Below are 26,586 nucleotides of genomic sequence, written 5' to 3'. Positions count from 1 at the left end.
GTTGAGTATGCCATTTTGTTATTGTAGCACTTCTAGATTTCTTTAACTATATATAGTCCAATTACTTACTAATCTTAAAAAAATGCTCTAGCATATTCTATCACACCCTTTGGTATATCATTCGTTAATAGCAATACTCGAAGCGCACCTTCAGGCACTTCAAACGGAGCTTGTATGCCAAATTTTTCGGCAGATTCATAACCAAACTTTGCATAATAATTTGGATGTCCCAACACAACGACACACGGATAATCTAATTTTTTGATTTGCTCATGAGCAACGTTTATCAAAGTTGTACCGATTCCTTGATTTTGATTGGTAGGCGCTATCGACAATGGGGCGAGTGCCAAAACTTTCGTTTTATCCACTATTGCCTCACTAAACATAATATGTCCAACAATATTGCCCTGCTCATCACACGCAACCAAAGCTAAATTTGGCAAAAAGGCAGTATCTGTTCGTAATTTTTGCACTAAAAAATGCTCTTGATGGTCGCTATATTCTGCATCGGCAAACGCAAATTGAATTAATGTTTGAATGAAGTCAAAATCTTTATTTTCTTCAACACGAACTTGGTAAATACCCATTTTCATCTCCAGTTAATCATGACTTTTTGATTAAATATTGCTATAATAGCAAGTTTGATTATCTACCACCAAACCTATTTCTATGACCGAAAAAATCCCTGTTGTTCAACATTTTCAACCTCAAACCAACAAAACCAATCTACTTGGCATGAGTAAGGCTGAACTTGGACAATTTTTTGCCAAGCTCGGCGAAAAACCGTTTCGCGCCACCCAAGTCATGAAGTGGATTTATCAGTTTGGCGTGACCGATTTTTATCAAATGACGAATTTGTCCAAAAAACTACAAGAAACATTGGATGAAGTGGCAACTGTTTCGCCCCCAACGGTAAAGTTTAAACAATTTAGCGAAGATGGCACCCGCAAATGGGTGTTTGAAGTAGCAGGTGGCTCGCTGGTGGAAACTGTACTCATCCCTGCTGACGATAACAAACAGTTTGGACGTAAAACCTTGTGTATTTCCTCCCAAGTCGGCTGTGCGCTTGACTGCTCGTTTTGTAGCACCGGTAAACAAGGCTTTGAGCGAGACTTATCCCCTAGCGAAATTATCGGACAGCTGTGGGTGGCCAACCAGTCTTATATGGAAAATGTGCCTGTCACTGAACGTGAAAATCGGGTTACCAATGTGGTGATGATGGGCATGGGTGAACCGCTGTTAAATTATGAGCCTGTGGTAGCCAGTATGTCATTGATGCTCGATGATTTTGGTTTTGGATTATCCAAACGCCGCGTCACCCTATCAACATCGGGCATCGTGCCAAAGATGTATGAGCTCGCCAAAGACATTGATGTGGCACTTGCCATCAGCCTACATGCACCCAATGACGAACTGCGTAACGAACTGGTACCCATCAATAAAAAATATCCACTCAAAGAGCTGATAGCCGCCGCTAAATCTTATGTATATGACGAAAACCCCCGTCATAAAAAGCACGTCACCATCGAATATGTGATGTTAAAAGATGTCAATGACACGGATGAACACGCCCGCCAACTGGTCAATCTGCTCAAAGATTTGCCTTGCAAAATTAATTTGATTCCGTTTAATCCGTTCCCGCATGCGCCTTACGGACGCTCTAGTAACAATCGCATCCATGCGTTTAGCAATATCTTGAACCAAGCAGGCTTTGTCTGTACCATTCGCCAAACCCGTGGCGATGACATTGATGCGGCATGTGGACAACTGGTCGGACAAGTCACCGATAAGACCCGCCGTGCAAAACAATGGCAAGAAAAAGTGTCCAAAACGTTACAATCTAAAGCGTCTCATTAAATCTTTTATCATTATAATAGTTTGGCGTGATAAAGGCGCAAGTTAGCCTTATCGGTTGGTGTTATCACGGTTTTTTTGCTATAGTAATAGCCATTTTTAGTAATAGGCTTGTTTTTGCTATTGGGTTTTATCGACAATTAAAAATTGTTATCGACTGTCAAAATTTTTAATTATTCAATTTAGTTCATTTGATTATGAGTAAGTTTGTTATGCCACCATGTCACTCACGTCAAACTCATTTATACCATAGCCAACCTGCTATTTTTTGTCAATTACACGACAACGATATAGATGACGATAAAATGCCGGGCAAATCAAATTTTTTATCGAAGGTTTTTGCGGTAGGTATGATTGGCCTTTCAAGCTTCAGCCTTTGCCTAACCGGTTGTACCACTACCCGACAAGTCACCACGCAGACAGTTACTGCCAGTGACCCCAGTCGTTGGGAAAAAAATCCAGAAGAAATCGCCAGAATTCGCACCGCGATTGCCGCTGAATATATTCGTGGTGGTAAATTAGACGATGCCAAACGACAGTTAGAAAGTGCATTAAAGTCTTATCCAAAGTCAGCAGAAGCCAATGATATGATGGGCGTGTTATTGCAGCAAGAAGGCAGCCCGCGCAATATGCAAAAAGCCGAAGCTTATTTTAAAAATGCTATCGCCCTCAATCCTGACTTTAGTCAAGCAAACAACAATTATGGCGTCTATCTCGCCCAACTCAGTCGTAACCAAGAAGCGATTGCCCAGTTTCAAATTGCCGGTTCTGCGTTAGGGTATGACGGTCGTGCCAGTGCGTTAGAGAATTTAGGGCGTACAGCATTAAAGGTCAAAAACAAACCACTGGCGATACAGTCATTTATCAAAGCACTCGATGCCAATCGCCAAAGCATCGTCGCCCGTACAGAGCTGATTGATATTTTATTGACCGATGGCAAATTTTTGGAGGCGCAGGCACTGTATAATGATTTGGTTAAAATTATTGGTCAAGCCAACCTTGACCCGCGCACTTTATCGCAAGGGATTAGGCTTGCCAAACTTGCGAACAATCCTATCGAAATGCAAAAATTAGCGCAGCAGCTTTTAGACCGCTATCCACTTAGCGATGAAGCAAAGCAGATTCGTTCTGGACTTTTAACCCCAACGTCAACTTGGAAATAAGATGGAAAACAGCAATAACACCGACAATCAACAAAACTCTACCCCTGTTCATGACACAACCCAACTGTTGGGTCAGCGTTTTAAACAAGCCCGTGAGAAAAAAGGCTTATCGATTGACGATGTGGCTGCCAAAACTTTCATTTTAAAAAGTCATCTTCGGGCGCTTGAAGCCAATGATTTTGACGCCTTGCCACAGCCTACCTTTGCGCGCGGTTTTGCCACTACCTATGGGCGTTTTTTGGGTTTGGATAAAAATCTGGTCGCGCAAAGTTTTGATGCCCAGTACCCCGCTACCCTCAAACAAAAATATGCCACGGTCATCAATGCCCCGATGCAGCCGATGGGTACGCTTAATCGTGAAGCGCGTCCCAGTGTGCGTATTAACCCTTTTGTCATTGGTGGAATTTTATTGGTATTGGGGCTTGCGATTTTTATTTTTAATAAAGTTAGCAAAGCACATAATGACTCGGTTGAACAAGCGCCCGCTAGTGCTGTTGCCAGTATGCCAACCCAAGACCAAGTCAGCGGTGCGTCGCTTAACAATGCAGGCTCAGCGATTGTGACAAACACGGTGACTGCCAGTGGCTTGCCCGCTACAGGCTCTGCCATTACCGGTGTTGCGGTGAGTGCTGATAACGCCAGTGGTACAGCAGCGACCGGGCAAGCTGGTGCTAAAGCTTCGATTGACATTTTTGTGAAAGATACCACCAAAATTACCATTGTCGATGCGACAGGCAATACGATTTTAGATGGTGATCAAGCGCGCGGTAGTTACCAATTGACAGGTCAAGCGCCGTTTCAAGTCAATATCGACAAAGCCAGCAACGTGAGCTTGGATTTGAACAAACAACCGATTAAATTAAGCAATTATGCCCAAAACGATAAAGCCAATTTTACTTTAAAACCTTAACGGCTTATCACTTTAAAAATACGCTAAACCATTCGTTATAACAGTTATAATAATAGGAACGCCTATGTCAGCGCATAACCCCATCAAACGTAAACTCACCAAAAAAATCTACGTCGGTAATGTCGCAGTAGGCGGTGACGCCCCCATTAGTGTGCAAAGTATGACCAATACCGATACCTGTGATATCGATGCCACTGTGGCACAGATTCAGCGCTGTGTCGATGCCGGTGCTGATCTGATGCGCGTCTCAACGCCAACGATGAAAAGTGTAAAAGCCTTTGCCGAAATCAAAAGACAAGTTTCTGTGCCCCTAGTGGCAGACGTTCATTTTGATTATAAAATTGCACTGGCGGTGGCTGATGCAGGTGCAGACTGCTTACGTATCAACCCAGGTAATATCGGCAATGAACAAAAAGTGCGTGAAGTGATTGCCGCCGCCAAACATCATGGGATTAGTATGCGTATTGGCGTAAACGCGGGGTCACTAGAAAAAGATATCCAAAAAAAATATGGTGAACCCACGGGTGAAGCCATGCTTGAATCGGCGATGCGCCATATTGATATTTTAGATCGTAATAACTTTGATCAATTCAAAATCTCAGTCAAAGCCAGTAATGTGTTTTTAACCATGGATGCGTATCGGTTGATTTCTGCACAAGTTGACAATCCACTGCATCTAGGTGTGACAGAAGCGGGGGTGTACCGCACCGGTACCGTGAAGTCTGCGATCGCCTTAGGCGGACTACTGCTAGAAGGTATTGGCGATACCATGCGTATTTCGCTAGCTGCTGAGCCAGAAGAAGAAATTAAAATCGGTTTTGATATCTTAAAATCACTGGGTATCCGTAGTAATGGGGTGAATTTTATCGCCTGCCCCAGCTGCTCACGCCAAGAGTTTGATGTGATTCGGGTGATGATGGACTTAGAAAAACGCCTAGAGGATATCCGTGAACCAATGGATGTATCGGTGATTGGCTGTAAAGTCAATGGTCCAGGGGAAGCCAAAGAATCGGATATCGGCGTGGTGGGTGCCAGTCCAAATAGCCTAGTATATAAAAATGGGGAAAAATCACATTTGATTGATACCACCAAGCTTGCTGACGAGATTGAAGCCATGGTCCGTCAAAAAGTGGCTGAGCGTGAAGCCCAGCGCGCCAATGAAATCTTACGGGTTAAATAATTTTTGTATCGTTTATTTTTTTAGTTTGCATTGTTTGGGAAATTGACCATGTTAAAATCCATTAAAGGTTTTAATGATATCTTACATATTGAGACAGAATCTACGCGCCCATCGAGCGAATGGCGCCAACTTGAAAGCAGCCTTATCGATGTGCTCAATCAATTTGGCTTTGAGCAAATTCGCCTCCCAATCGTTGAAGAAACCCAGCTGTTTGCCCGTGCGATTGGCGATGCTACTGACATTGTCGAAAAGGAAATGTATAGCTTTTATGACAAATCCAACCCACCTACCGCATTGACACTACGCCCTGAAGGCACGGCAGGCGCGGTACGTGCCGTGGTGGAGCATAACTTATTGCGGGGTGATAATCCAAAACTTTGGTATATTGGTCCTATGTTTCGCTATGAACAACCGCAAAAAGGCCGTTATCGTCAGTTTCACCAATTAGGGGTTGAGAGTTTTGGCAGTGAATTGGCGGATGCTGATGCTGAGCTTATTATCATGACCTACCAAATGTGGCAAAAATTGGGCATTTTAGACGTGGTGCAACTTGAGATTAATAGCTTGGGCGAGATAGACGAACGACTGGCGTATCGCCAAGCCTTGGTGGATTTTTTAACCGATAAAAAATCTCAATTGGATGAAGATAGTCAGCGCCGCTTAACCACCAACCCACTACGTATTTTGGATAGTAAAGATAAAAACACCCAACAAATTTTAGAGAACGCCCCAAAGCTTGCTGACTTTTTGGGGGCAGCAAGCCAGCAGCATTTTGAAGCCTTGCAACAGTATCTTAAAGCAGTCGGCATCAATTTTGTGATTAATCCAAAACTGGTACGCGGTTTAGATTATTACAATAAAACCGTATTTGAATGGACGACTGACCAGCTAGGTAGCCAAGCCACGGTATGTGCTGGGGGGCGTTATGATGGGCTTATTGGACAAATCAAAGCCATTGGCAGTGATAAACCAGCCGCTTCCGAGCCGGCAGTAGGTTTTGCCATGGGGCTTGAGCGTTTGTTGTTACTCATGCAAAAGGTGCATCCGTTTGAGGCAACACCTGCCTGTGATGTATTTGTGGTCGCCCATCCTGATGTTTACACCGATGCCATCAAATTTGCCCATGAGCTACGTACACGACGCTCAAATCTTCGCGTGAAAATGGCAAGTGCCACGAGTTTAAAAGCGCAAATGAAAAAAGCCGACAAATCAGGTGCGCACTTGTCAGTGATTATCGCGCAAGATGAAGTCGCTAACCAGCAAATTACCATCAAAAAAATGGCAACCGGTGACCAAATTACGGTCGCGAGTGACACACTCTTTAGCGAAAATCCAGATTTTATCTAATCTATCTGATTGAGCCAAATTTGATGGTTAACTTATATCAGTAATTTTTTGAAAGGCTTTATGTAATGGTTAAAGACGTACAACCTAAGCTAGTGAATGATGAACAGCAATCCTTAGGCGCGCTTAAACAATATGGTGGCTATATTTTGTCCGCCATTATGTTGGTATTAGCGGGCTATTTTGGCTGGAGTTACTGGCAAAAGCATGGCGGCAATATAGATACCGCAGCAGCGAACGATTTTGCCAAAATTCAAAGCGACCAAAACAACATTGAGACCCTAACCACCCAAGCTGCCAGCGATACCAAAGCACAAGCGCAACTGACTACGGCGCAAACCAATTTGGACAAAGATTTGAGCGAATTTGTGGCTAAACATGATAATTCGGTTTATACATGGCAAGCCTTGATGCTGCAAGCCAAACAGCAAACCGATAAAAATGATCTAAAAGCGGCGGCGGCAACGCTACAAAAAGCATCTCAGTTAACGCTGAAGGATGATGGGCTAAAAGCCATTGCCATTTTGCGCCAAGCACAAGTGCTATTGTCAGACAATCAAGCGGATGCGGCACAAAAACGCTTACAAAGCCCCTTACCTGCTGCCTTTGAAGCCAGTAAACTTGAGATTTTGGGGGACATTGCCAACCAACAAGGTGATAAAAAAGCGGCGGCTACTCATTACCAAAAGGCTTGGCAATTGATTGAACAACGTAATCAAAACAACCCAAACCCCCAAGACCGTGCATTGCTACGTATCAAAATGGAAAGCCTAGGCTTAAGCGTCAAACAACCTGATTTAACTGGGGGCGTACTCGCTAAGCCTACCCAATCTGAAAATACTGCTGCAGCAATCGCATCTGCGCCCGCAGTTGCGTCAAGCACAAAATAGGCACACATAGCTAAAAAATAGGCAAAAAATCTTAACCTGACAAAACTCTTAAATGGCAATATTTAAATTTCACCGTACGTTACGAGATAAACAATGACGACCATAACAACAACAAAATCGACACCCTTATCGACAAACTTAATGAAACCTGCCGTATTTGCAACCGCCTTGGTGGTAGCGATGACCCTGACAGGTTGTGACAAGTTTAAAAAATCTGACAATGTCCATAAACCTGCCGCACTTGTGAAACTCGCTAGCAGTCAAAATGTGATTTCCCCACTGTTTAGTCAAGGCAGTAATACAAAAGTTAGCAAACGCTTTGGCAGTTTGCGCAATAAAACCACCATCAGCCAGCAACCTACCGCCTTTCGCGTGGCGTATGACAACAATGGCTATGTGAATGCGTTAGCAGACGGTAGCGTGCAAGCGTTTGATGGGCAAGGCAAAGTGCTTTGGAGTACCAAACTCAAACAAGGCTTAATGTCAGGGGTGGCGCTAGATGAACAATCTCGCGTAGCCGTGGTTAGTGACAGCAAAGGGGTCATCATTGCGTTAGACAGAATGACTGGCAAAGTTATTTGGCAAACGCCTTTAGACACCGTAACCCTATCCCCTGCCCTAATCAGCCAAAACCGTGTCATTACCCTTGGCAATGATGGTAAAATTAGTGCGCTGTCGCTAGAGTCTGGCGCGCCTATTTGGACTTTTAACACCCAAAATCCAAATTTAAGCGTTCGCGGTAGTGCCACGCCGATTTTATTCAATCGCAATACGGTGCTGGTTTCGACAGCCGATGGTCGTATCCATGCCTTAAATATCGATAATGGCGTACCTATTTGGTCAAAACGTTTTGGTATTAGCAAAGGCAGTAGTGATATCGAAAAAATTTCTGATGTGGATGCCACCCCCGTACTAGATGGCAATATGCTGTACGTTGTGTCTTATAGCGGTCAGTTAGTCGCTGCCGATATGGCTTCACAGCAGCTAAGTTTTGTCAAAGAGTTGGCGAGCCTAAAATCAGTCGGCACAGATGATAGTCAAGTTTACGCCACTTCGCTTGATGGCGAATTGGTAGCGATGGATAAAATGACAGGCACGGTTAATTGGCAAACCGATAATTTGTCTTATCGTGGTTTGAGTAACGCGGTGAGTATCGGCAACTACGTGGTGGTTGGTGATGCTATGGGTTATTTGCATGTGTATGACCGCACCTCAGGGGCACTGGTTGACAGAAAACAAGCCAAATCCGACGTGGCGGTATTACAGTTTATCAATAACCGTTTGATTGCCCAAAGCGCAAATGGCGCACTTAGTGTTTGGCAAGTAAATCGTTAATTGTTAAACTGTTCACGCATTTGGCAGTTTTGGCGAGTGGATGAGCAGCCCAGACTGATAAAAGTGTGAGTTTAAATGACAACCCAGCATTGCAGCGCGATGTTGGGTTTGTTAAGTTATAGAAATAATGAATTTTTCAAGCGTGTTTAAAATCTTGCTTGTTGAAAATCTTGCTTTTTGAAAATTTTGGAAATTAAATTTATGAAACCAGTTGTTGCCTTGATTGGCCGTCCGAACGTTGGCAAGTCCACCCTATTTAATCAGTTGACCCGCAGTCGTCAAGCCTTGGTTGCTGATTTGGCAGGTCTTACCCGCGACCGTCAATATGGCGACGCAACCTTTGAAGAAAAATCCTTTATCGTCATCGATACCGGTGGTATTGGCGAAGTGGATGAAGGTGACGGCACCATTGATGATTATATGTCGCACCAATCGCATACCGCTATCCATGAAGCAGATATCATTGTGTTTGTGGTTGATAGCCGCGTGGGTATCACGGGCGCTGATGAAGTTATTGCCAAACAACTTCATACCCTTGGCAAGCCCGTGTTTTTAGCCGCCAATAAAATGGATGGCGTCCATGAAGCGGCGATTCATGAATTTTATGCGTTAGGTTTTGGTGAACCATTTCCTATGGCAGCCAGTCACGGACGTGGGGTGGGCAATTTATTAGAAGCCGTCACTGCTAATATGCCCACCGATGACCAAGAAGAACAAGCACCTGATGGCTTACGTATCGCCATCATTGGCAGACCCAACGTCGGCAAATCTACGCTTGTCAATCGCTTGCTTGGTGAAGAACGTGTGGTGGTTTTTGATATGCCAGGTACCACGCGCGATAGTATCTATATTCCTTACGAGCGTGACAACAGACATTATGTGTTGATTGATACCGCGGGCGTGCGTCGCCGTGGACGTATTGACGAAAAAGTTGAAAAATTTTCTGTGGTAAAAACCTTGCAAGCCATCAAAGATGCCCATGTGGTCATCGTGGTCATTGATGCGCAAGAAGGCATTACCGATCAGGATTTGAACTTGTTGGGCTACGCCTTAGAAGCAGGTCGCGCGATGGTACTTGCCATTAATAAATGGGATGGGCTTGACCAAGACCAAAAGAATTTTGTCAAAATTGAAATGGATCGACGTTTTAACTTTATCCCTTATGTAAAGGTTCATTTAATCTCTGCGCTTCATGGGACAGGCGTTGGCAATCTTTACCCATCGATTCACCGTGCCTATGATGCGGCGATGTTTGATATTTCCACCAGTCGCTTGACCCAAATTCTGCAAGATGCGGTTACTGCACACCAGCCCCCTATGGTAGGCGGGCGACGTATTAAACTTCGCTTTGCGCATTTGGGCGGTCATAATCCACCGATTATTGTGATTCATGGCAATCAAACCAGCCAGGTGCCAAACAGTTATCGTCGCTATCTAGAAAACGAATTTCGCAAGGTATTCAAGCTTGAAGGTACCCCGATTCGGGTTGAGTTTAAACAAAACGCCAACCCTTACGCAGGTCGCACTAATACCATGACGGATGCGCAAAAAGAACGTAAACGTCGAGAGGTACAAAAATTCAAAAAGCGCGGCAAAAAACGTTAAGGCGATGTTAGTTGGCGTTTTAAGGGATGAGTGAATGGTACAGAAGACTTTAGGTTATCAAATTGGGGTAAAGCGTATCGTTGCAATACCCTTTTTATTGGTTTTATTTATTTGCCTTGCGATTTATACCTTAGTCGACTTGACCCAAACCGTGCAATCTGAAATCAAACAGGCGAGTAAGATAAATTATCTACTTGCCCAGTCTATTGCCAGCAGTCCTAACAGTGTGACAACCGCTAGCATTGACAAACTGTTAAGCGAAATGCCGCAGTACGAAAGCATTGTGTTTTTTCCATTTGATCAGCAGCAGCATCCGACCACCCGTCCAATTAAAGTTACTGAAGTGCTTTTTGAGCGCTATTACGGATTGAGCGAACCTGTTAAAATCAATTTGTTAAAATTAACGCCCAATCAAAAAAATACTAAAGTAGACCAGCTAATTGGCTATAGTAATCTTACCCTTGACCTACAAACCATTCGCCAGCAATGGTTTTGGCAACATTTACCGTTAATGCTTGTGCTATCATTTATTGCGCTGCTAAATTTGTGGTTTGTGGTGCAGAAGGTGCAAAATTTAACCAATCGCTTGCCACAGCTTGAATACTTAAGCCGTCATATTTTGCAAGATGAGTTTTCACAGGCAGAGTCGTATCAGCTACCAAAAAGTAATGAGGCTTGGGTATTTGAGAAAGCCTTGGTGTATTTGCTCAACAAGCGTAAGGCGCAAATTGACCAAATCGCCACCCTGCGCCAAGAAAAAAATGACCTTGAAGACAGCCAATTTAAACAGCTTGAGCATAGCTCAAAATTTGAAAATATTTTGATTCATGAATTCAAATCCTCCGTGAGTCGTATCGAATCGGGTTTACAGCTATTACATAATCAATATATCAGCGCTGAGCAAAAAGATGCCGTTGAAATTATTACTTTGGGTAAAGATGATTTAAATGCTAAGCTGGATCAAATCATCCAAATTAACCGTATCGATAAAGGTCAAACAGGCGTCAGCGCCTACCAATTTAGTCCAACGGCGTTAATCACGCAAATTGTCAATGACTACCAGCCTTTTGCTGCCGAGAAAAATATCACGTTAAAGGCAAAGCCCTATCACGCCGATTATGTCCTAGAAGGCGATATTCAAAAAATCACTTTAATTATTAGTTCATTGGTAGAAAATGCGATTAAATTTACTGATAAAGGCAGCATAACCATCACCTCGCAGTTGCAACATTTACAAACGCAAGTACGGTGGATGTTGCAGATTGAAGATACCGGTATAGGCATTGCCAAGGAACATTTAGAGCAGATTTTTGAACCTTTTTTCCAAATTAATCCTGAAATAAAGCATACCTCCTCAAATAATTCTGCGGGATTATTTCTAGTGAAAAAACTACTAGAACTGATGAAAGGCAGCATCACAGTTACCAGCGAACCTGATGTGGGTACCAATTTTCAGGTATCGTTACTGCTAAAAGATTGCAAACACAATTATGAGCGCAATTTATTGATAAATAAACATATTGTCGTTTGGTATCACTATGAAGATTTATTCGAAAAAGCCAAACGCATGGAAAATGCCGGTGCTAAAGTTGAGACGTTTACCAGTAGCGAACTTCTTGAAGATTATTTGTCCTCTCATACGGTGGATGCGCTGTTTATCTCGCGAAATATTCATTATCAAGCGATATTAGACTTCGTCAGCAAATTTCGTGAGTTTGAACAGAACGGCAGGGTCACCATTATTTGTGTTTATGACAGCAAAGCGTTAAATCCGCATACCATCGAACTGCTAAAAATAGCGGGGGTTGATTATTTTGTCAAAAAAGAAGTAATAGACGATACACCCGATCAATATATTAAAGAGCTGTCCCATATTTTGAGTTAAAATTTGAGTTAAAAAAAACCCTTCGTTTCATGTGAAGGGTTTTTCTCTTTGTAATTTTTTTTGTAAATTAAAATAAACCTTTAAAAAACACCACGATATGTTGCCACATACGTTTAAAAATTCCTGCTTCTTGAACTTGGCTCTCAGCGACCAGTGGGACAGACGCCACAGGTTTACCATTGAGCATAGCAACCAGCTTACCCACTTCTTGCCCCTGCGCTAACGGCGCTTTAACATCGGCTGGCAAATTGACCACGGTACTGATTTTTTCTTGATCCAACTTTGGCACTAGGACTTGTAAATTGCCTTTGCTGACGACGTTGACTTTATCGACAGCACCGAAGTTGACTGGCACGCTGCCGTAGTTTTTTTGTGCCGGGGCGGCAATTTTAGTGGCAAAATTACTAAACCCCCAGTTGAGTAAGTTACGCGATTGGTCTGCGCGCTCTTGCACGCTTTTAGTACCCATAATCACTGAAATCAGGCGCATATCACCGCGTTTACTCGACGCTACTAGACAGTAACCTGCTTCGTCGGTATGCCCTGTCTTTAGACCGTCTACCGTTGGATCGGTGAACAATAACGCATTGCGGTTGCCTTGGGTGATGCCGTTATAAGTAAATTGTTTTTGGCTATAGATGGGATAATACTTTTTGCTGTTCTTGATAATCGCTTGGGCAAGTTTCGCCAAATCTTCGGCAGACGCTTGATGGCCTTCTTGGGGCATACCGGTCGCATTCATAAAATGAGTATGGGTCATGCCAATTTTTTTGGCTTCTTCATTCATCAAATCGGCAAACGTGGTTTCGCTACCGCCAATGTGCTGTGCCATCGCTTTTGATGCATCATTACCCGATTGGATAATAATACCTTTTAACATATCAATCACAGGGGCGGTTGTATTGACAGGGACATACATACAAGACTCTTTACTTGAGCCTTTACACCAAGCCTCTGGGGTCATGAGGATGGGTTCATTTTCTTTTAATGCCCCTGATAGCAGCCGCTGCTCAATGATGTAACTGGTCATCATTTTGGTCAATGACGCAGGTGGGAATGGCTGAGCGGCATTTTTTTGAGCCAATACCGTACCCGTATCATAGTCAATTAGGATAAAAGCAGAATTGTCTAGTTCAGGCTGTTGTATGGCAGCATTTGCCTGTACAGTTGTGGCAAAAAAACTGGCGACGACAAAAGTGCCGACCATCAGACGTTGGGTATATTGCGGTATTACGATTGCTTTCATCTCACTCACTCTTGGCTCAAATCAAATGCGACCTGTTTGCTTGGACGCTTGGTAAAACAAATTGCCTATATTAGCAAAAAAAATCGTAATTCAACACTGTATTCGGTCTAAAAATCAACGATTTATCATAATTGACTTCCTCCCCTCCCTAAAGTGAGGGGATTCCTTCTACAAGACGGTTAAGCCCAACCGCAAGAATGTTCTTACTGGCGTTAATATCTCTATCATGCCGTGTGCCACACGTTGCACAAGTCCATTCTCTTATTCGCAAACCTGCTCTACCTTTCGGACTGTTGCTGTCTATTTGACCGCAACACGAACAAGTTTGGGTAGTGTATCGCTCTGATACGATTTCAAAACGACAACCTGCGTTCTCGCATTTGTAGGTCAGTTGTCGCTTGAGTTCAAACCAACCTGCATCGTAAACCGATTTGGCTAGTTTGCCTTTTTTACTGTTAAATTGGGTAGTTCTAACGTCACCTACCACGATTAGGGCATTGTCTTTGACTAATTGGGTGGTGAATTTGTGGATTAGGTCTTGCCGTGTATGTTTGATTTTGGCATGGATCGCTTTGACACGCTGTTTGTTTTTGGCACGTTGGGCGGTGGCTAACGCTTTGGCATATTTGAGCGTTTGCTTGATTTGTAGTTTATCGCCATTTGAGGCGGTGGCACTGTCTTTTAAGCCTAAATCAATCCCAACGCTACCCATTCCGCAAGTAGTTTTAGGGTATTGTTTGACGGTAATACAGGCATACCAACGGTTACGGCTGTCTTGGACAATTTCCAGCGTGTTGATTTGATATAGGCTAAGGTTGTAGCTGTCCCATAGATCAATGACTAGCTTTTGCCCTTTGGCTAAAGATAGTTGTAAGGTAGATTTTAAGCCCTTTTTACCAGTTTGGTGTGTGGCAATGTGCTTAATGGCGGATTGTTTGAATGGTAGCCAACCTAAGTTTTTACGCTTTGATTTTGGGTTGTTGGTTCGCCATGACAATTTAGCTTTTTTGGATTGGCGACGCGATTTGGTGTGGGTTTCATTGATGGCTTGAATAGTTTGAGAATGTAAACCAAGTAACTCACCGCTACCTTTGGTGTAGTCGTTTAGGTCATAAGCACTAAAGAATTTGCCAGTTTTTTGTAGGTGTCTGTAACTCAAATCATTGACATAATTCCACACGAAATTGACCGAACCGCTTAGGCGGTTTAATTGGTCTGCGTGTTTATCTCGTATGCGTAGCTTGAGTGTTTTCATGGGTTCAAGTATAATTAGATTTTTATATTCTATAGTTGGTCTAAATATATGTCAAACGATTTAAGAATTGGTAGGCACGTTGTTTACAATCTTCATGTGCATTTGGTCTTTGTGGCTAAATACCGCAAAAAAGTATTCACTAAAGAGATTTTAGAAGACATGCAGGTTATCTTTGAGAAAGTTTGTTCAAAGTTTGAGGCGCAACTAGTAGAGTTTGACGGTGAAAGTGACCATGTGCATTTACTGGTGGTTTATCCGCCCAAAGTGGCTATTTCTAGTTTGGTGAATAGCTTGAAAGGCGTGTCTAGTCGGTTATTGCGTAAAAAAGAATATCCTTCTATTAAAGAGCAGTTATGGGGAGAAGCGTTGTGGTCGCCTAGTTATTTTGCAGGTAGTTGTGGCGGTGCTCCAATTGAAATTATACGCCAGTACATTGAACAGCAAAATACACCGCACTAAATACCATCTGTGTGTAAGCATGATTGCGGAGTTGCCTTATATCCACCGCCTGAAGTCGGTGGTTTTACGGCAACAGAGGATAAAACCCCCTAAATCAGTTAGGGGGTGTATAGGATAGGTTGACTTATAATTGTTATTTACTGTTGGCAAGGTCTTTGCACAGTTCAAGATTTTCCGCTTTTGGATAACTGAGTGTCCATTGGCGAGTTTCATTCAAAATTTGCTTGTAATCTTGCTGAGACGACAAGTATTGCACCGCTAAACGAGGATCGCTAATGGTCGGCATTAATTTTTTTAGCTCGATATTATAAGCGGTGTTAAACCCTGTTTGTTGCGATTTATTCAGCATAGGTGGGCAGATTTCTGATAACACTTGTAATACCGCCACTTCTTCTTTGGTGGTCGACAATTCTGACATATCGATTGCGATAGTATCGTTATTTTTATCGTCAGCGATACCACTTACGGTGATGCCCATTAACAGCATACCTATCATAGCTTGACTGATTTTGCCCAGTTTAATCATACGGTGTCCTAAGGTTATCTAAGTAAAATACAGCCCATATCATACTAAATAATCAAAAAAAATATAGCGAATAATCACGCTAGATAGTCAGTATTTTGTGAACAAGTAAAAATTTTTGAAACAGTTTAGCAATATATTGCTAGGTAAAAACTTTTATACCATCCATCTCACGGCTTAGTTTAATAGCTCAATCGTTTGAATTTGCAAAACACTATCCGCTATTTGGCTAAAATGAACATCGACATTTTGATAACGCATGGCAAATGGGGTATTAAGCTCTTGCTGGCGATATGCAGGTCTGGGGTCTTGCGCAATGAGTTGCTCGATGGTTTGCCAATCTGTTTGATTCAGCTGAGTTTTTATTGCAATATTGGATAAATCCTGCAATAAATCTGGATGCCAATGCACCGACTTGATAATGGGTTTTTGGCTGGCATACCCAGCAATCGCATCATCGATACTATCGCTATAAGGCAAATATGGTTTGATATCAATGACTGGCGTGCCATCTACCATATCACCGCCGATAATATGCAGTCTCAAGCCCGCCTCGCTGTTTTTAATATGTGAAAATTTGACCACTGACAATCCAATATTTGCCGGTCGATACATACTTCGACTGGCAAAAACCCCTATCTTTTGATTGCCGCCAAGTCTCGGTGGACGGACTGTTGGCTGAAAATTTGACTGATTGGTATTGATTCGATTTTGATGAAATTGCCATATAATCCAAAGATGACTAAATTGGGCAATACCTTCAAAAGCACTGAGCACATTGTAAGGCGGCAACATGCTGATAGTAGCGTTGATATCGACAAGATTGGGCTGGCGAGGTGTGCCAAACTTTTGCTTAAGTGGAGAGTTCACAATGCCGATAATCGGCAGGGTAATTTGTTGTGGTAACATAATGGGTCGTTAAAATATGATATTTTAAACTATGATTATGCCATTTTTTTACGCCCAAATTCGACTAATTCATCAAAAATTTGCTATCATATCGCCCCAGAATGTCAATATTAACCCGCTTTTTTTATCCTTTATTTACTTTTATTTTTATCTATGACCAATACAAGGTTGGGCGCTATGTCAAAATTTTATGAAGAAACCGTTACCTATGTGCATCATTGGAATGACACATTATTTACCCTAAAAACTACCCGTAATGCAGGTTTACGTTTTAGGAATGGTGAATTTGCCATGATTGGTCTGGAAGTCAATGGAAAACCTTTGATGCGTGCCTATTCAATTGCTAGCACCAACTATGATGAAGAGCTCGAATTTTATTCTATCAAAGTCCAAGATGGTCCTTTGACGTCTATTTTACAGCATATCAAAGTGGGTGATAAATTATTGGTGAGTAAAAAACCCACTGGCACCCTGGTGCTTGATGACCTAAATCCTGGCAAGCATTTGTATATGCTAGCAACGGGTACAGGGTTGGCACCATTTTTGTCACTTGCCCGTGACCCAGAAGTGTATGAGCGTTTTGAGAAAGTTATCGTGGTGCATGGCGTACGTTATGTGAGTGAGCTAGGCTACCGTGAGATGTTTGAAAAAGACTTGTTTGAAGATGAGCTACTGGGTGAATACGTTAAAGATAAACTCATCTATTACCCCACCGTCACGCGTGAGCCGTTTCGCAATGAAGGGCGTATGACCGATTTAATGAAATCAGGCAAGTTATTCCAAGACATCGGATTACCACCCATCAATGCAAGCGATGACCGCGCAATGATTTGTGGTAGTCCATCTATGAATAAAGACGTGGCAGCACTACTCGATGAATTTGGTCTTAAACCATCACCTCGTATGGGTGGTACGGGTGATTATGTGGTTGAACGTGCCTTTGTCGAGCAATAAAAGTTGAACAGTAAAAGTTAAACCGTAAAATCATAAAAAAAGCCCTACTTGGGCTTTTTTTATAACTCAAAATTAGTAGCTATACTCTAACACCAAATTACCACCCGCATCTTTATCATCGCTGATGCTGTCTTTTTTACCCCAAATACCCAGTTTAACCGAGGTTTTGTCATTATATTTATGTTTCCAATCGGCTTCGACAATATCCAAATCTTGCTTGGTTGGGAAGGCAGCATTAATCACTTGATTAGATTGATTGACTTTGGCGTTGGCGTATTTTAACCCGAGCTGGTTGTTAGCGTTAATATTACCTGATAGCCCCACACTAATGATTTCACCATCCCCACCAATCGGATGACCTAGCGGCAAGCCCTTTTGATAATAACCATCTTTATAAATGCTATGGGTGTAAATAGTATTGGTTTTATCAAGGTCATAGTAAGTATTCGCCCATTCTGCATGCCAGAGCCAAGGCTGTTGAAACAGCGGGATTGTACCTTTTAACCCTGCCAAATACGCCTTTTTACTTGGCAAACCACCTGCTTCATCTTCCCCAATAAATTCACCATAGACACTCGCCGGCAAATTCACCAACGGTTTTAAATTTAGCTGTGCATCAATTCCTGCGATTTGGTTTGAGGGATCTTCATCTTCGCCGCCATTATCATATGTGCCGATTAAAGCCTTACCTAAAGACTTTAGGCTTTCGGACTTATTATCCCCCCCCCACATCAATGAACGCGATGCGCCGATTTGAAACGCTTCATGCGGCTCAAAACTCGCTCGCATGCCAATCAATTTGGTGTGAGGCTCTGCTTTATAGTCTTGTAATTGCCCAGCCGTTATTTGGTAATTAAAATTACCCAATTTTGATAATACAGGAAAATTAATGGGGCTATTATTAGCACGCTGCATTAAAAAGCCCGTGACAGGTCTAGCCGCATCACTGCGAATTAAACTGCCATCAACGCCGTTGCCCCACCATACCGGAATACTACCAAAGGCAAGGCGATGATTGCCTAATTTGGTACCGAGGTAGCTGCCATCAAGATTAGACGACTTGCTAGGCTCATCATCTTCGACATTTAAGGTGCCTTGAATTTTGTAATCAATGTTATCACCTGCATGGCTATGTGACACACTAACACCCAAAGGCGTCACCGTATTGCCTTCTGTATTAAATCCGCTAAACACAGCGCGCTCGTCACCATTGATGTTGCTTACTATTTGTAGCTTGGATACATCGTTGGCTTCAAGCTTTTGTTTAACTTTACCCAGTAACAGTTTGTCATTGTCTGATTTGGGCTGCGCTTGACTCAAGGCGGTCTGTATGGCTTCTGAACTAATCGGCCAAGTTGATATATCAACATTTAGCACACCATTGATTTTTAAAATCTCAAGTGTTTGACGTAGATCACTATCAATTTGAACTAATTGACCTGCCTGACTAAATTGTGAGAGTCCAAGTAGCACACCCAATGAGAGATATTTAACCGTTTTATTTGTCATACGAGGCTCACAATTTATGTATTGGCATTGAATAGAGTGGTTAGTACATCAACCGTGGTAGTCGCAATCGTTTGCATTTCATTTGTTGTCAATGTCGGGTGGATTAAAAACATCAAGCTTGTTTCTCCTAATTCTTTAGCAACTGTCAATCGCGCGTTGGGACGCGATGGATGATTGTCAAATGCTTTTTCTAAATAAATTTCTGAACAAGAGCCAGAGAAACAAGGAATTTTTTTCTCATTAAGCGCATTTAAAATACTATCTCGATTGATATTCTCTGGCAAGTTTTCAGGTCTCACATACACATAGTATTTATAATACGCATGGACAGAATCGCCACCCATGACTTGGTGAAATGCTATATCTGGTATGCGTAAAAATTGTTGCCAACCTGAAAATTGTGTTAGAGCATCACGCAAAATCTTGGCGTTTTGTGTACGAATGTTGGTCCACTCAGCCATTTTTTTAAGCTGAATACGACCAATCACCGCTTGCATTTCCATCATGCGCCAATTGGTGCCAAAGCTGTCATGTAACCAGCGAAAACCCGGTGGGTGTTGTTTATGATAAATGCTATCGTAGTTTTTACCGTGGTCTTTATACTCCCACATTTTTTGCCATAATGCTTTGTCATTGGTCGTGACCATGCCACCTTCGCCGCCTGTGGTCATGATTTTATCTTGACAAAAACTCCAAGCACCAACGTGACCAATACTACCCACTGGTTTACCTTTGTACTTGGCACCATGCGCTTGGGCACAGTCTTCGATGACCCATAAGTTATGCTGCTTGGCAAGTGCCATAATCTCATCCATATCGCAAGGCCAACCAGCCAGATGAACGCAAATGATGGCTTTGGTCTTGTCGGTAATATGTGGGGCAATGGTACGCGCTGAGAGATTACCTGTATCGGCTTCGACATCTGCAAATACCGGCATCGCACCAGCATTGACGACCGTTGAAACACTGGCGATAAAACTACGGGGCGTGACAATCACTTCGTCACCCTCGCCAATACCCATGGCTTGTAACGCAACATCGAGTGCTAATGTACCATTTGCCAGCGCCACTGCGTAGTCTGTCCCTGCCCATGCGGCAAATTCTTTTTCAAACTCTCGACATTCTGTGCCCGTCCAGTAGTTGACTTTATTGGACAATAGCACCTGTGAAACGGCATCGGCTTCTTCTTGGGTAAAGCTAGGCCAAGGGGAAAATTGGGTGTTTAACATTTATTTACCTCTTATTAATTTAACCTTTTTTGAAAAGATATTTTCGATTTCTTGCCAACTTGAAACACGAATATCAGCTAAAAACTCATCAGGCAAGGAAAAATCTTGTTTATGTATATTATTACCTTGGTCATTTAAACATATAGTTAACCAACCCATCATATTTGGAGCAACAAAATCTTTCTTAGTATTGTCAGCTATATAGCAATAACTTTCACAATTCAATAGTTGTTTAACTTTGTCAAAGTTTGCTAGACTGGGTTTCTCGCTACCTATCTCTTCTGAGATAATAATTGTATCGATATATAAATCGAGTCCAAGCGATTTAATTTTGTTACGTTGGGTTATTGACCGACCATCTGTGATAATTGCAAATTTAAAATCATTTCTAAAATTTTTTAAAAAACATTCCACATGTGGATAAAGTTTAAGATGGGGAAAATGAGTTCGATACCAGTTTAAAAGTTGCGATTTATCAACATTATATGTTTTTTCAACATAATCAAAAACATTTTCATTTTTAAAATACTTTTCAATCATTAAGGAATATAATGTTTTATCAATTGGTGCAATTTTTTCCGATATAAATTGATAGGCTGATTTAAGATAGTCAATTTCTGGATACAGGGTATCATCCAAATCAAATACTATTGCATTATTTTTTGAAGTCATGCACTAGTACCTCAGCGTCATACCTTAGCATTAATAAATCTTGCTCCCATGATTTATAGACTTCAATCTCCTTATCAAATAAATATTCTTCTAATACCCACTTACTATAATTTGCTCCAGATAAATAGGTAAGCGGATAACCACCACCGAATCTTGGATTTATTTCTATACCTTTAATGATTGGCTGCTCTTTATGCAAAAATACTTGAATAGTCAAGCAACCCCTCGCACCCTTTAATTTAGCAATATTATTAAAAAAATGCTCTACGATAATATTATTACGAGTAGCAGCTTTATTAACCTCTCCTGCTCTTACAACAAGACGTTGCCTTGGCACTACACATTTTAAAGTTGAATTTTTATCATAGTAACAATCAACCGTGAATTCATCAAATTCATCGTTTGAGATAAGCTCCATGTACATAAGCTTTTCATTTTGGCGATGTTCTTGTGTAATATCGTCCTGGCTATTTGCGATAAAGATTCCTTTACTCAAACTTCCATCACAGGGTTTTACAAATACAGGAAACTCCAAATTATTAAGCGTATATTGCTTCGGCACTGCAATATTATGGTCTTGAAACAATTGATTGGTTAATCGTTTATTTCTACATTTCTGAATCAGTTCATGGTTACTAACGAGAGCAGTAATATTATGCGATTTAAATTTTTCTGTATTTTTGCTTAGCATTAAAAGTTCGGTGTCTATAGTCGGAATAATAAGTTTAATATTGTTTTCTTCACAAATCTTTATTATTTCATCAATATAGTTTTCGGCTGTGACTCGTGGTACTTTAAAATAACCATCGGAGATATGACAAGCAGGGGCAAGGACAGGGTTTAAGTCGGCGGTAAATACCTTGGCATCGGGTCTGATTTTTTTTAGTTCCCTTTGAAATGACTTGACCAAAGAAACTCGTTGACCTGCCGATGTGATTAAAATATTGTCCATTTAAGTTCACTTAATAATTTTCAATTGATTATTAACAAATTGTACTGGGTAAAAGAGGAATTTATGATTAAATATGGTAATAAGCACTTTATTAAGCTTGCTATTGTAGCCATCAAAATTTTTTATAGGATATGCTTCAGAGGCGTTATCAAGCTTATTAGACAAACTCTTTAAACTCTCCTGTGTTCGAAGTGAGCGCACTAATGCAAGAAACATATAATTTTCTTGACGATTTTTTAATCTTTTATAAGCCAAGGTGTAATTGTCATCATTTTTATCTAGTTGTTTTATTAACTTATTAAAATCTTGGGCGGCTAAAAACATATCATCACGCAATTTTACTTGTCTTTGTCTATTTTTAGTGTTAACTGTCGAGTTGGGGTTTTCAACATATTGATAAATTACATTTTCAACAATTATCCCATTTTCTACTGAGCTAATTAGCTGAGTAGTAAATAGACCATCCTCACAGAGTCTATTTGGAATAAAGTAAAAATTTGAGAATTTTTCTTTTTTATAAAGATACCAACAAGGACCATTATAATATTGACAATTTGCTAAAAGGTATAAACCATTACCTTTTAAAATAATATTCAAATTTTCATCACATCTTTGTTCTTTTCTATCTCTAACGGATTCAGTCCCAAATCCAACAAAGTCACATTCTCTTTCAACCGCCAATTTCAATATTTTGCCAATCCCGCCTAATAATAAATAATCGTCTGAATCAACAAAATGAATATAGACTCCTTTAGCCTCATCAATTCCTCTGTTTCGAGCAACACTTTGTCCTGAGTTTTCCTGTCTAAACAATCGAATATTGGGATACTTTTCCTGTAAATCCAAACATACTTGATATGAATTATCTTTTGAGCCATCATCTATCAATAAGACTTCAAACTGGCTCGTATCTAAGCCTTGTTTGAAAATTGAATCCACACAAAATGTTAGGTAATTTTCAACATTATAAACTGGGATAATAATTGATAATAAAATCTCATCAGTTCGCATTATTTAGATCCTTCGAATTTTTCCATTGTTGCATCAGTTGGACTATTAATATCATCTTTTTTTATTACTTTCTCAACGGTCTTCAATAAAATTTTGATATCTAACAAGAACGACTGATGTTCGACATACCAGGTATCAAGCTTAAACTTCTCTTCCCAACCCAAACTATTACGACCATTAACCTGGGCATAACCTGTCACCCCTGGACGCACGTTATGACGCTTGGCTTGTTCAGCGCTATATAAAGGTAAATATTCCATGAGTAAAGGTCTAGGACCAACCAAACTCATATCTCCTTTGAGCACATTCCAGAGCTCTGGCAACTCATCAAGGCTACTGGCACGCAGTTTTTTACCAAATTCTGTCAAGCGTTCGCTATCTGGCAGCGCGTTACCTTCTTTATCAGTCGCATTTTTCATGGTGCGAAACTTAACCATCTCAAATGGCTTGCCATGTAAACCCGGACGAGTTTGACGAAATAGCACAGGTGAACCTAGATTTTTTTTCACTTTATACGCCGTAATAGCGAGTACTGGCGATAGTATCACTAGGGCAGAGGCAGAAGCAGCAATATCAAAGGCACGTTTTAGCATTTATATTCCTAAAATTTTTAGTAGTCGCTCATTGACCTTACGAGCATCAAATTTTTCTTGGGCTATTTTATAGCTTTCCTGACCCATTTCGACGATTTTTTTAGGATTTTCAATCAAATAAATCATTTTTTCGGCTAAGGCTTGGGGATTCCATTTCGGGACAAGAAAGCCATTCACTCCATCCACCACTGTCTCTCGGCAACCTGGCACATCAGTCGTGATCACTGCTCGCCCTACTGCCATCGCCTCTTGGGTACTGCGTGGCACACCTTCTCGGTAAAAGGAAGGTAGAACAAAAACATGACTTTTGGCTATCCATTCATTAACATTGTTCACATGCCCGGGGTATTCGATTAGATTTGAAGCAATTAGCTCATCAAGTTGATGTTGTTTCATTGCGCCTAAAGACTGGGTGTCAATGCTGCCCAATACAGTAAAAATGGTTTGAGGATATTTTTGTTTTACGATTTTTGCAGCTTCTACAAATTCAAAAATACCTTTCTCTTTTAAAAGCCTCGCAATAAAAATAAATTTAATGGGCTGTTGTAAATCAATTTGAGTAAATTCGTAATCCTTTAAATTTAAACCAATACCCCCAAGCACAGTACAATTTACATTTTTGATTTTATTTTTAATCAATAAGTCTTTTGGGTCATCTGGGTTTAGAAAAATCACTTTATCTGCTAATGGTAATGCAAGTTTAAATAAACTTATTTGAACTTTTCGCACCATTTGCATTTTAATTGAAGATCCACCCTGATATTCAGTAAATGCAGAACCCAATCCTTCTATCATAGCGACCTTTTTAGGTACTTTTGCCATTTTGGCAGCTAATGTACCGTAAATGACAGGTTTGATAAAATAGCTAAATACAATATCGGGCTGAATGTTTTTTATTTGCTGGTATAGTTTGATAGTGTTTGATATATCTTCATAAGGGTTTAGTCCGCCCCTACTCAATTGATAATGACTTGGGATTGCGCCTAATTTTGCAATTTTATCTAATTCTTTTGGGTCATTATCAGAGGTAAAAGCATAGACAATAAACTCTTTATCGATTAAGGAAAGGATTAAGTCCTTACGGAATATGTAAAGGCTAGAGGCAACGGTACCAACAATAATAATTTTTCTATTTTGACTCATAAACTTCTAACCATTTTTCAAGCGCAATTTTATTGTCAAAGACTTCTTCACTTCTTTTATTTATTAAAATCTGTTCTTTACCTATAATATTAAGAAACCAATATATGCTACCCTTTATTTTATTTAAACGGAAAAAATCTTCCCAAAATTTATCTTTAGGATATTTGTTTAAAATATGGCTTTCACTACTATTAGCTAGAAAATATTTCTTGAAATAATTATTACCAAATTCTCTATAAAAAAGTAAAGGCTCATTGAGTATCATAAAATCACTATGATGTTTAGCCCTATACCATAGCTCTGTATCTTCAATCCGAATCGCCTTCTCGTCATATGGATTGTCCAAGAACCATTGTTTCTTTGCCATAATCGTAGGATGAATAAAATGCTCAACCTTTTGCAACCCTTCAGTTTTATTGAATCTTCTACCAAATACTAAGTTATTTTCATCTATGGTATAGACATTTGTTCCTAAAACGTCTATATGTGGATTCGATACTAAAATCTCTAACTGTCGATCTATTCTTTTAGGATGCATAATATCATCTGCATCCATTCTTGCAATATAATCACCACTAGATAACTTACTTAATTCATTAAGTCTGGCAGCTAAGCCTTTATTTTTGCCATCATAAAAAACTTTGATTCTATTATCTTGTCGCTCAAACCTTCTAGCTATTTCAAGCGAGCCGTCATTAGAACCATCATCCACTAATAATAATTCCCAATTTTGATGAGACTGATTAATAACGGATTCAATAGCCTTTGGTAAGAACTTTTCAGCATTAAAAAAAGGGATACCAACACTGATAAAATCTTTGTTATCCTGCATAAAATTTAAACCCTATATAAATTAAAATGAGCATTAAAACATAGTGAATTCTAATTCTACCTTTTAAATATGGCGAATAAAATAATGGTGTAATCAAAAACGGTACAATAACCCAAGAAAATAAGCCCCATCTATCAGAAAACGGTATTTGGAATGCCAAAAATAGTAACCAACTTGCCATAATATAGTAGATTAAGATGACATTATATTGGTTTTTTAAGGAGTTCTCTGTTATACGTTTTCTAATATATAAAGCTATACATAGAAAAAAAGTATTAAAAGCAAAAAATTGCGCTTTAAAGCCTACAACATAATCACCTGCATCTGAAGTAATATAACTAGATCGACCCTCATTTCCCAATACTTGCAGCAAAAGTGGTGAAATATTTAGTAGACCAATATTAAAAAACGCTAAAATTGCTATTAAAAAATATAATAGCACAAGAAAATAAATTAATTTTTCACTTTTTGAAGATAAATAATATGACACCAAGATTAATAGCACAGGAATGACAGAAGTGGTATGACAAGCCAAAGCAATTAAGCAATATATCGCAATTTTTAGCTTATTATCTTTTTGAAGCAATAGGGTTAAAGCATACAGTAAAATAGCTAAGGATAAACCTTGCCTTATTATATTTATACTCATGTTTGAAAAAAAGAAAAAAGACATAAACGAAAATACGGTCATTAAAATATTAGCACGATATAACTCACTATAATGTTTTGATGCTTTATAAATAAAACCAAAAAATAAAAAAGCTATAAATAAAAGAAAGGAGCTATAAGACAAATCATAGTAATGAAGGATTTTACTTATTAAGAGGAATAAAAACTCACCACTAAATTTAAACTTTTGATCAGCTAACCAAAGAAATTCGTAATAATTACCAGTATCTGTTCCTACATCATATGCTCTAAAGCCAGTAATAACGATCAAACCTAGTAAAGGTAATATCACCAAATAGTTTGCTAGCTTATTTTGTACTAACAGGTCATGTCTAACTTCTATTGAGAGTGCGCTCAAAATAGTGATGTAAGCTGTAAATATATATAGAGAGTTAAAAATAAACTTATAACTTTCATTGTCAATTAGCATATAATTCAAATTTCTCTTTTAGAGTACATGCAAC

Annotated in this window: 25 protein-coding genes; 11 read left to right on the top strand and 14 right to left on the bottom strand. The window is 40.2% G+C overall.

The features are described 5' to 3' along the window. Positions 1 to 74: 74 nt before the first annotated feature. Positions 75 to 587, bottom strand: a complete 513-nt coding sequence (locus tag RT084_RS06670; RefSeq protein ID WP_312175919.1) for a GNAT family N-acetyltransferase — start codon at positions 585 to 587, stop codon at positions 75 to 77. An 82-nt stretch (positions 588 to 669) separates the two neighbouring features. Here RT084_RS06670 and rlmN point away from each other — a divergent pair, with 82 nt between their 5' ends. The 9 genes from rlmN to RT084_RS06625 all read left to right on the top strand — a co-directional run bounded on the left by rlmN (position 670) and on the right by RT084_RS06625 (position 12,166). Further along, a complete protein-coding gene (rlmN, locus tag RT084_RS06665) occupies positions 670 to 1,857 on the top strand; it encodes a dual-specificity RNA methyltransferase RlmN (RefSeq protein ID WP_312385680.1) in 1,188 nt (395 codons plus the stop codon). A 209-nt stretch (positions 1,858 to 2,066) separates the two neighbouring features. Continuing rightward, on the top strand, positions 2,067 to 3,017 hold the full coding sequence (gene pilW / locus RT084_RS06660) for a type IV pilus biogenesis/stability protein PilW (RefSeq protein WP_159676350.1): 951 nt from the start codon (positions 2,067 to 2,069) through the stop codon (positions 3,015 to 3,017). 1 nt (position 3,018) lies between these two features. Further along, a complete protein-coding gene (locus RT084_RS06655) occupies positions 3,019 to 3,927 on the top strand; it encodes a helix-turn-helix domain-containing protein (RefSeq protein WP_099808110.1) in 909 nt (302 codons plus the stop codon). Positions 3,928 to 3,991: 64 nt separating this feature from the next. After that, positions 3,992 to 5,107: a flavodoxin-dependent (E)-4-hydroxy-3-methylbut-2-enyl-diphosphate synthase gene (gene ispG / locus RT084_RS06650; protein WP_312385677.1), complete on the top strand. Its 1,116-nt coding sequence runs from the start codon at positions 3,992 to 3,994 to the stop codon at positions 5,105 to 5,107. A gap of 48 nt (positions 5,108 to 5,155) precedes the next feature. Next, positions 5,156 to 6,454 carry a histidine--tRNA ligase gene (hisS, locus tag RT084_RS06645; protein WP_201664113.1) on the top strand — a complete coding sequence of 433 codons (1,299 nt, stop codon included), beginning with the start codon at positions 5,156 to 5,158 and terminating at the stop codon, positions 6,452 to 6,454. Positions 6,455 to 6,519: 65 nt separating this feature from the next. Further along, positions 6,520 to 7,341 (top strand): YfgM family protein, encoded by an 822-nt coding sequence (locus RT084_RS06640; protein WP_313098473.1) that lies wholly within the window; start codon positions 6,520 to 6,522, stop codon positions 7,339 to 7,341. Positions 7,342 to 7,434: 93 nt separating this feature from the next. Next, positions 7,435 to 8,676 carry an outer membrane protein assembly factor BamB gene (gene bamB / locus RT084_RS06635; protein WP_312116779.1) on the top strand — a complete coding sequence of 414 codons (1,242 nt, stop codon included), beginning with the start codon at positions 7,435 to 7,437 and terminating at the stop codon, positions 8,674 to 8,676. Between the two features lie 201 nt (positions 8,677 to 8,877). Then, positions 8,878 to 10,281, top strand: coding sequence for a ribosome biogenesis GTPase Der (gene der, locus RT084_RS06630; protein ID WP_096488988.1), 1,404 nt, complete (start codon positions 8,878 to 8,880; stop codon positions 10,279 to 10,281). A gap of 34 nt (positions 10,282 to 10,315) precedes the next feature. After that, positions 10,316 to 12,166 carry a sensor histidine kinase gene (locus RT084_RS06625; RefSeq protein WP_313098467.1) on the top strand — a complete coding sequence of 617 codons (1,851 nt, stop codon included), beginning with the start codon at positions 10,316 to 10,318 and terminating at the stop codon, positions 12,164 to 12,166. A gap of 67 nt (positions 12,167 to 12,233) precedes the next feature. Here the strand turns inward: RT084_RS06625 and RT084_RS06620 are convergent, their stop codons facing one another. Continuing rightward, positions 12,234 to 13,373, bottom strand: coding sequence for a D-alanyl-D-alanine carboxypeptidase family protein (locus RT084_RS06620; protein WP_313098486.1), 1,140 nt, complete (start codon positions 13,371 to 13,373; stop codon positions 12,234 to 12,236). A 187-nt stretch (positions 13,374 to 13,560) separates the two neighbouring features. Next, positions 13,561 to 14,667 (bottom strand): RNA-guided endonuclease InsQ/TnpB family protein, encoded by a 1,107-nt coding sequence (locus RT084_RS06615; RefSeq protein WP_313098464.1) that lies wholly within the window; start codon positions 14,665 to 14,667, stop codon positions 13,561 to 13,563. Between the two features lie 48 nt (positions 14,668 to 14,715). Here RT084_RS06615 and tnpA point away from each other — a divergent pair, with 48 nt between their 5' ends. Next, the gene (gene tnpA, locus RT084_RS06610; RefSeq protein ID WP_099834056.1) at positions 14,716 to 15,126 is read left to right on the top strand and encodes an IS200/IS605 family transposase; all 411 of its coding nucleotides are present in this window, start codon (positions 14,716 to 14,718) and stop codon (positions 15,124 to 15,126) included. Between the two features lie 133 nt (positions 15,127 to 15,259). On the opposite strand, the gene RT084_RS06605 is transcribed toward tnpA, so the two are convergent. After that, positions 15,260 to 15,652: an MCR_0457 family protein gene (locus RT084_RS06605; protein WP_313098458.1), complete on the bottom strand. Its 393-nt coding sequence runs from the start codon at positions 15,650 to 15,652 to the stop codon at positions 15,260 to 15,262. 174 nt (positions 15,653 to 15,826) lie between these two features. Next, positions 15,827 to 16,558 (bottom strand): tRNA (N6-threonylcarbamoyladenosine(37)-N6)-methyltransferase TrmO, encoded by a 732-nt coding sequence (gene tsaA, locus RT084_RS06600; RefSeq protein ID WP_313098454.1) that lies wholly within the window; start codon positions 16,556 to 16,558, stop codon positions 15,827 to 15,829. 177 nt (positions 16,559 to 16,735) lie between these two features. Here tsaA and RT084_RS06595 point away from each other — a divergent pair, with 177 nt between their 5' ends. Continuing rightward, positions 16,736 to 17,512 carry a ferredoxin--NADP reductase gene (locus RT084_RS06595; RefSeq protein ID WP_312385663.1) on the top strand — a complete coding sequence of 259 codons (777 nt, stop codon included), beginning with the start codon at positions 16,736 to 16,738 and terminating at the stop codon, positions 17,510 to 17,512. Between the two features lie 72 nt (positions 17,513 to 17,584). On the opposite strand, the gene RT084_RS06590 is transcribed toward RT084_RS06595, so the two are convergent. Genes RT084_RS06590 through RT084_RS06550 form a run of 9 tightly spaced genes read right to left on the bottom strand, consistent with a single transcriptional unit; the run spans position 17,585 to position 26,552 of the window. After that, entirely contained in the window at positions 17,585 to 19,021 is a 1,437-nt protein-coding gene (locus RT084_RS06590; RefSeq protein WP_312385661.1) for a capsule assembly Wzi family protein, read from the bottom strand. Between the two features lie 14 nt (positions 19,022 to 19,035). Then, positions 19,036 to 20,250: a DegT/DnrJ/EryC1/StrS family aminotransferase gene (locus RT084_RS06585; protein ID WP_313098448.1), complete on the bottom strand. Its 1,215-nt coding sequence runs from the start codon at positions 20,248 to 20,250 to the stop codon at positions 19,036 to 19,038. After that, positions 20,251 to 20,922 carry an HAD family hydrolase gene (locus tag RT084_RS06580; protein WP_312385659.1) on the bottom strand — a complete coding sequence of 224 codons (672 nt, stop codon included), beginning with the start codon at positions 20,920 to 20,922 and terminating at the stop codon, positions 20,251 to 20,253. After that, a complete protein-coding gene (locus RT084_RS06575; RefSeq protein ID WP_313098443.1) occupies positions 20,906 to 21,874 on the bottom strand; it encodes an ATP-grasp domain-containing protein in 969 nt (322 codons plus the stop codon). Before RT084_RS06575 ends, RT084_RS06580 begins: the two co-directional genes overlap by 17 nt. A gap of 6 nt (positions 21,875 to 21,880) precedes the next feature. Further along, entirely contained in the window at positions 21,881 to 22,885 is a 1,005-nt protein-coding gene (locus RT084_RS06570; RefSeq protein WP_313098440.1) for a glycosyltransferase family 2 protein, read from the bottom strand. Next, positions 22,885 to 23,478, bottom strand: a complete 594-nt coding sequence (locus tag RT084_RS06565; protein ID WP_313098437.1) for a sugar transferase — start codon at positions 23,476 to 23,478, stop codon at positions 22,885 to 22,887. The genes RT084_RS06570 and RT084_RS06565 overlap by 1 nt, the downstream gene beginning before the upstream one ends. Continuing rightward, on the bottom strand, positions 23,479 to 24,621 hold the full coding sequence (locus RT084_RS06560; RefSeq protein WP_099834064.1) for a glycosyltransferase family 4 protein: 1,143 nt from the start codon (positions 24,619 to 24,621) through the stop codon (positions 23,479 to 23,481). After that, the gene (locus RT084_RS06555) at positions 24,608 to 25,453 is read right to left on the bottom strand and encodes a glycosyltransferase family 2 protein (RefSeq protein WP_099834065.1); all 846 of its coding nucleotides are present in this window, start codon (positions 25,451 to 25,453) and stop codon (positions 24,608 to 24,610) included. Before RT084_RS06555 ends, RT084_RS06560 begins: the two co-directional genes overlap by 14 nt. Then, positions 25,443 to 26,552: an EpsG family protein gene (locus RT084_RS06550; protein ID WP_099834066.1), complete on the bottom strand. Its 1,110-nt coding sequence runs from the start codon at positions 26,550 to 26,552 to the stop codon at positions 25,443 to 25,445. The genes RT084_RS06555 and RT084_RS06550 overlap by 11 nt, the downstream gene beginning before the upstream one ends. Between the last annotated feature and the right edge of the window lie 34 nt (positions 26,553 to 26,586).

Source organism: Moraxella sp. CTOTU48717 (assembly GCF_032057165.1).
Taxonomy (GTDB): domain Bacteria; phylum Pseudomonadota; class Gammaproteobacteria; order Pseudomonadales; family Moraxellaceae; genus Faucicola; species Faucicola tetraodonis.
The sequence above is the reverse complement of the archived record's forward strand: the minus strand, read 5'-3'. Positions and strand labels throughout refer to the sequence as shown.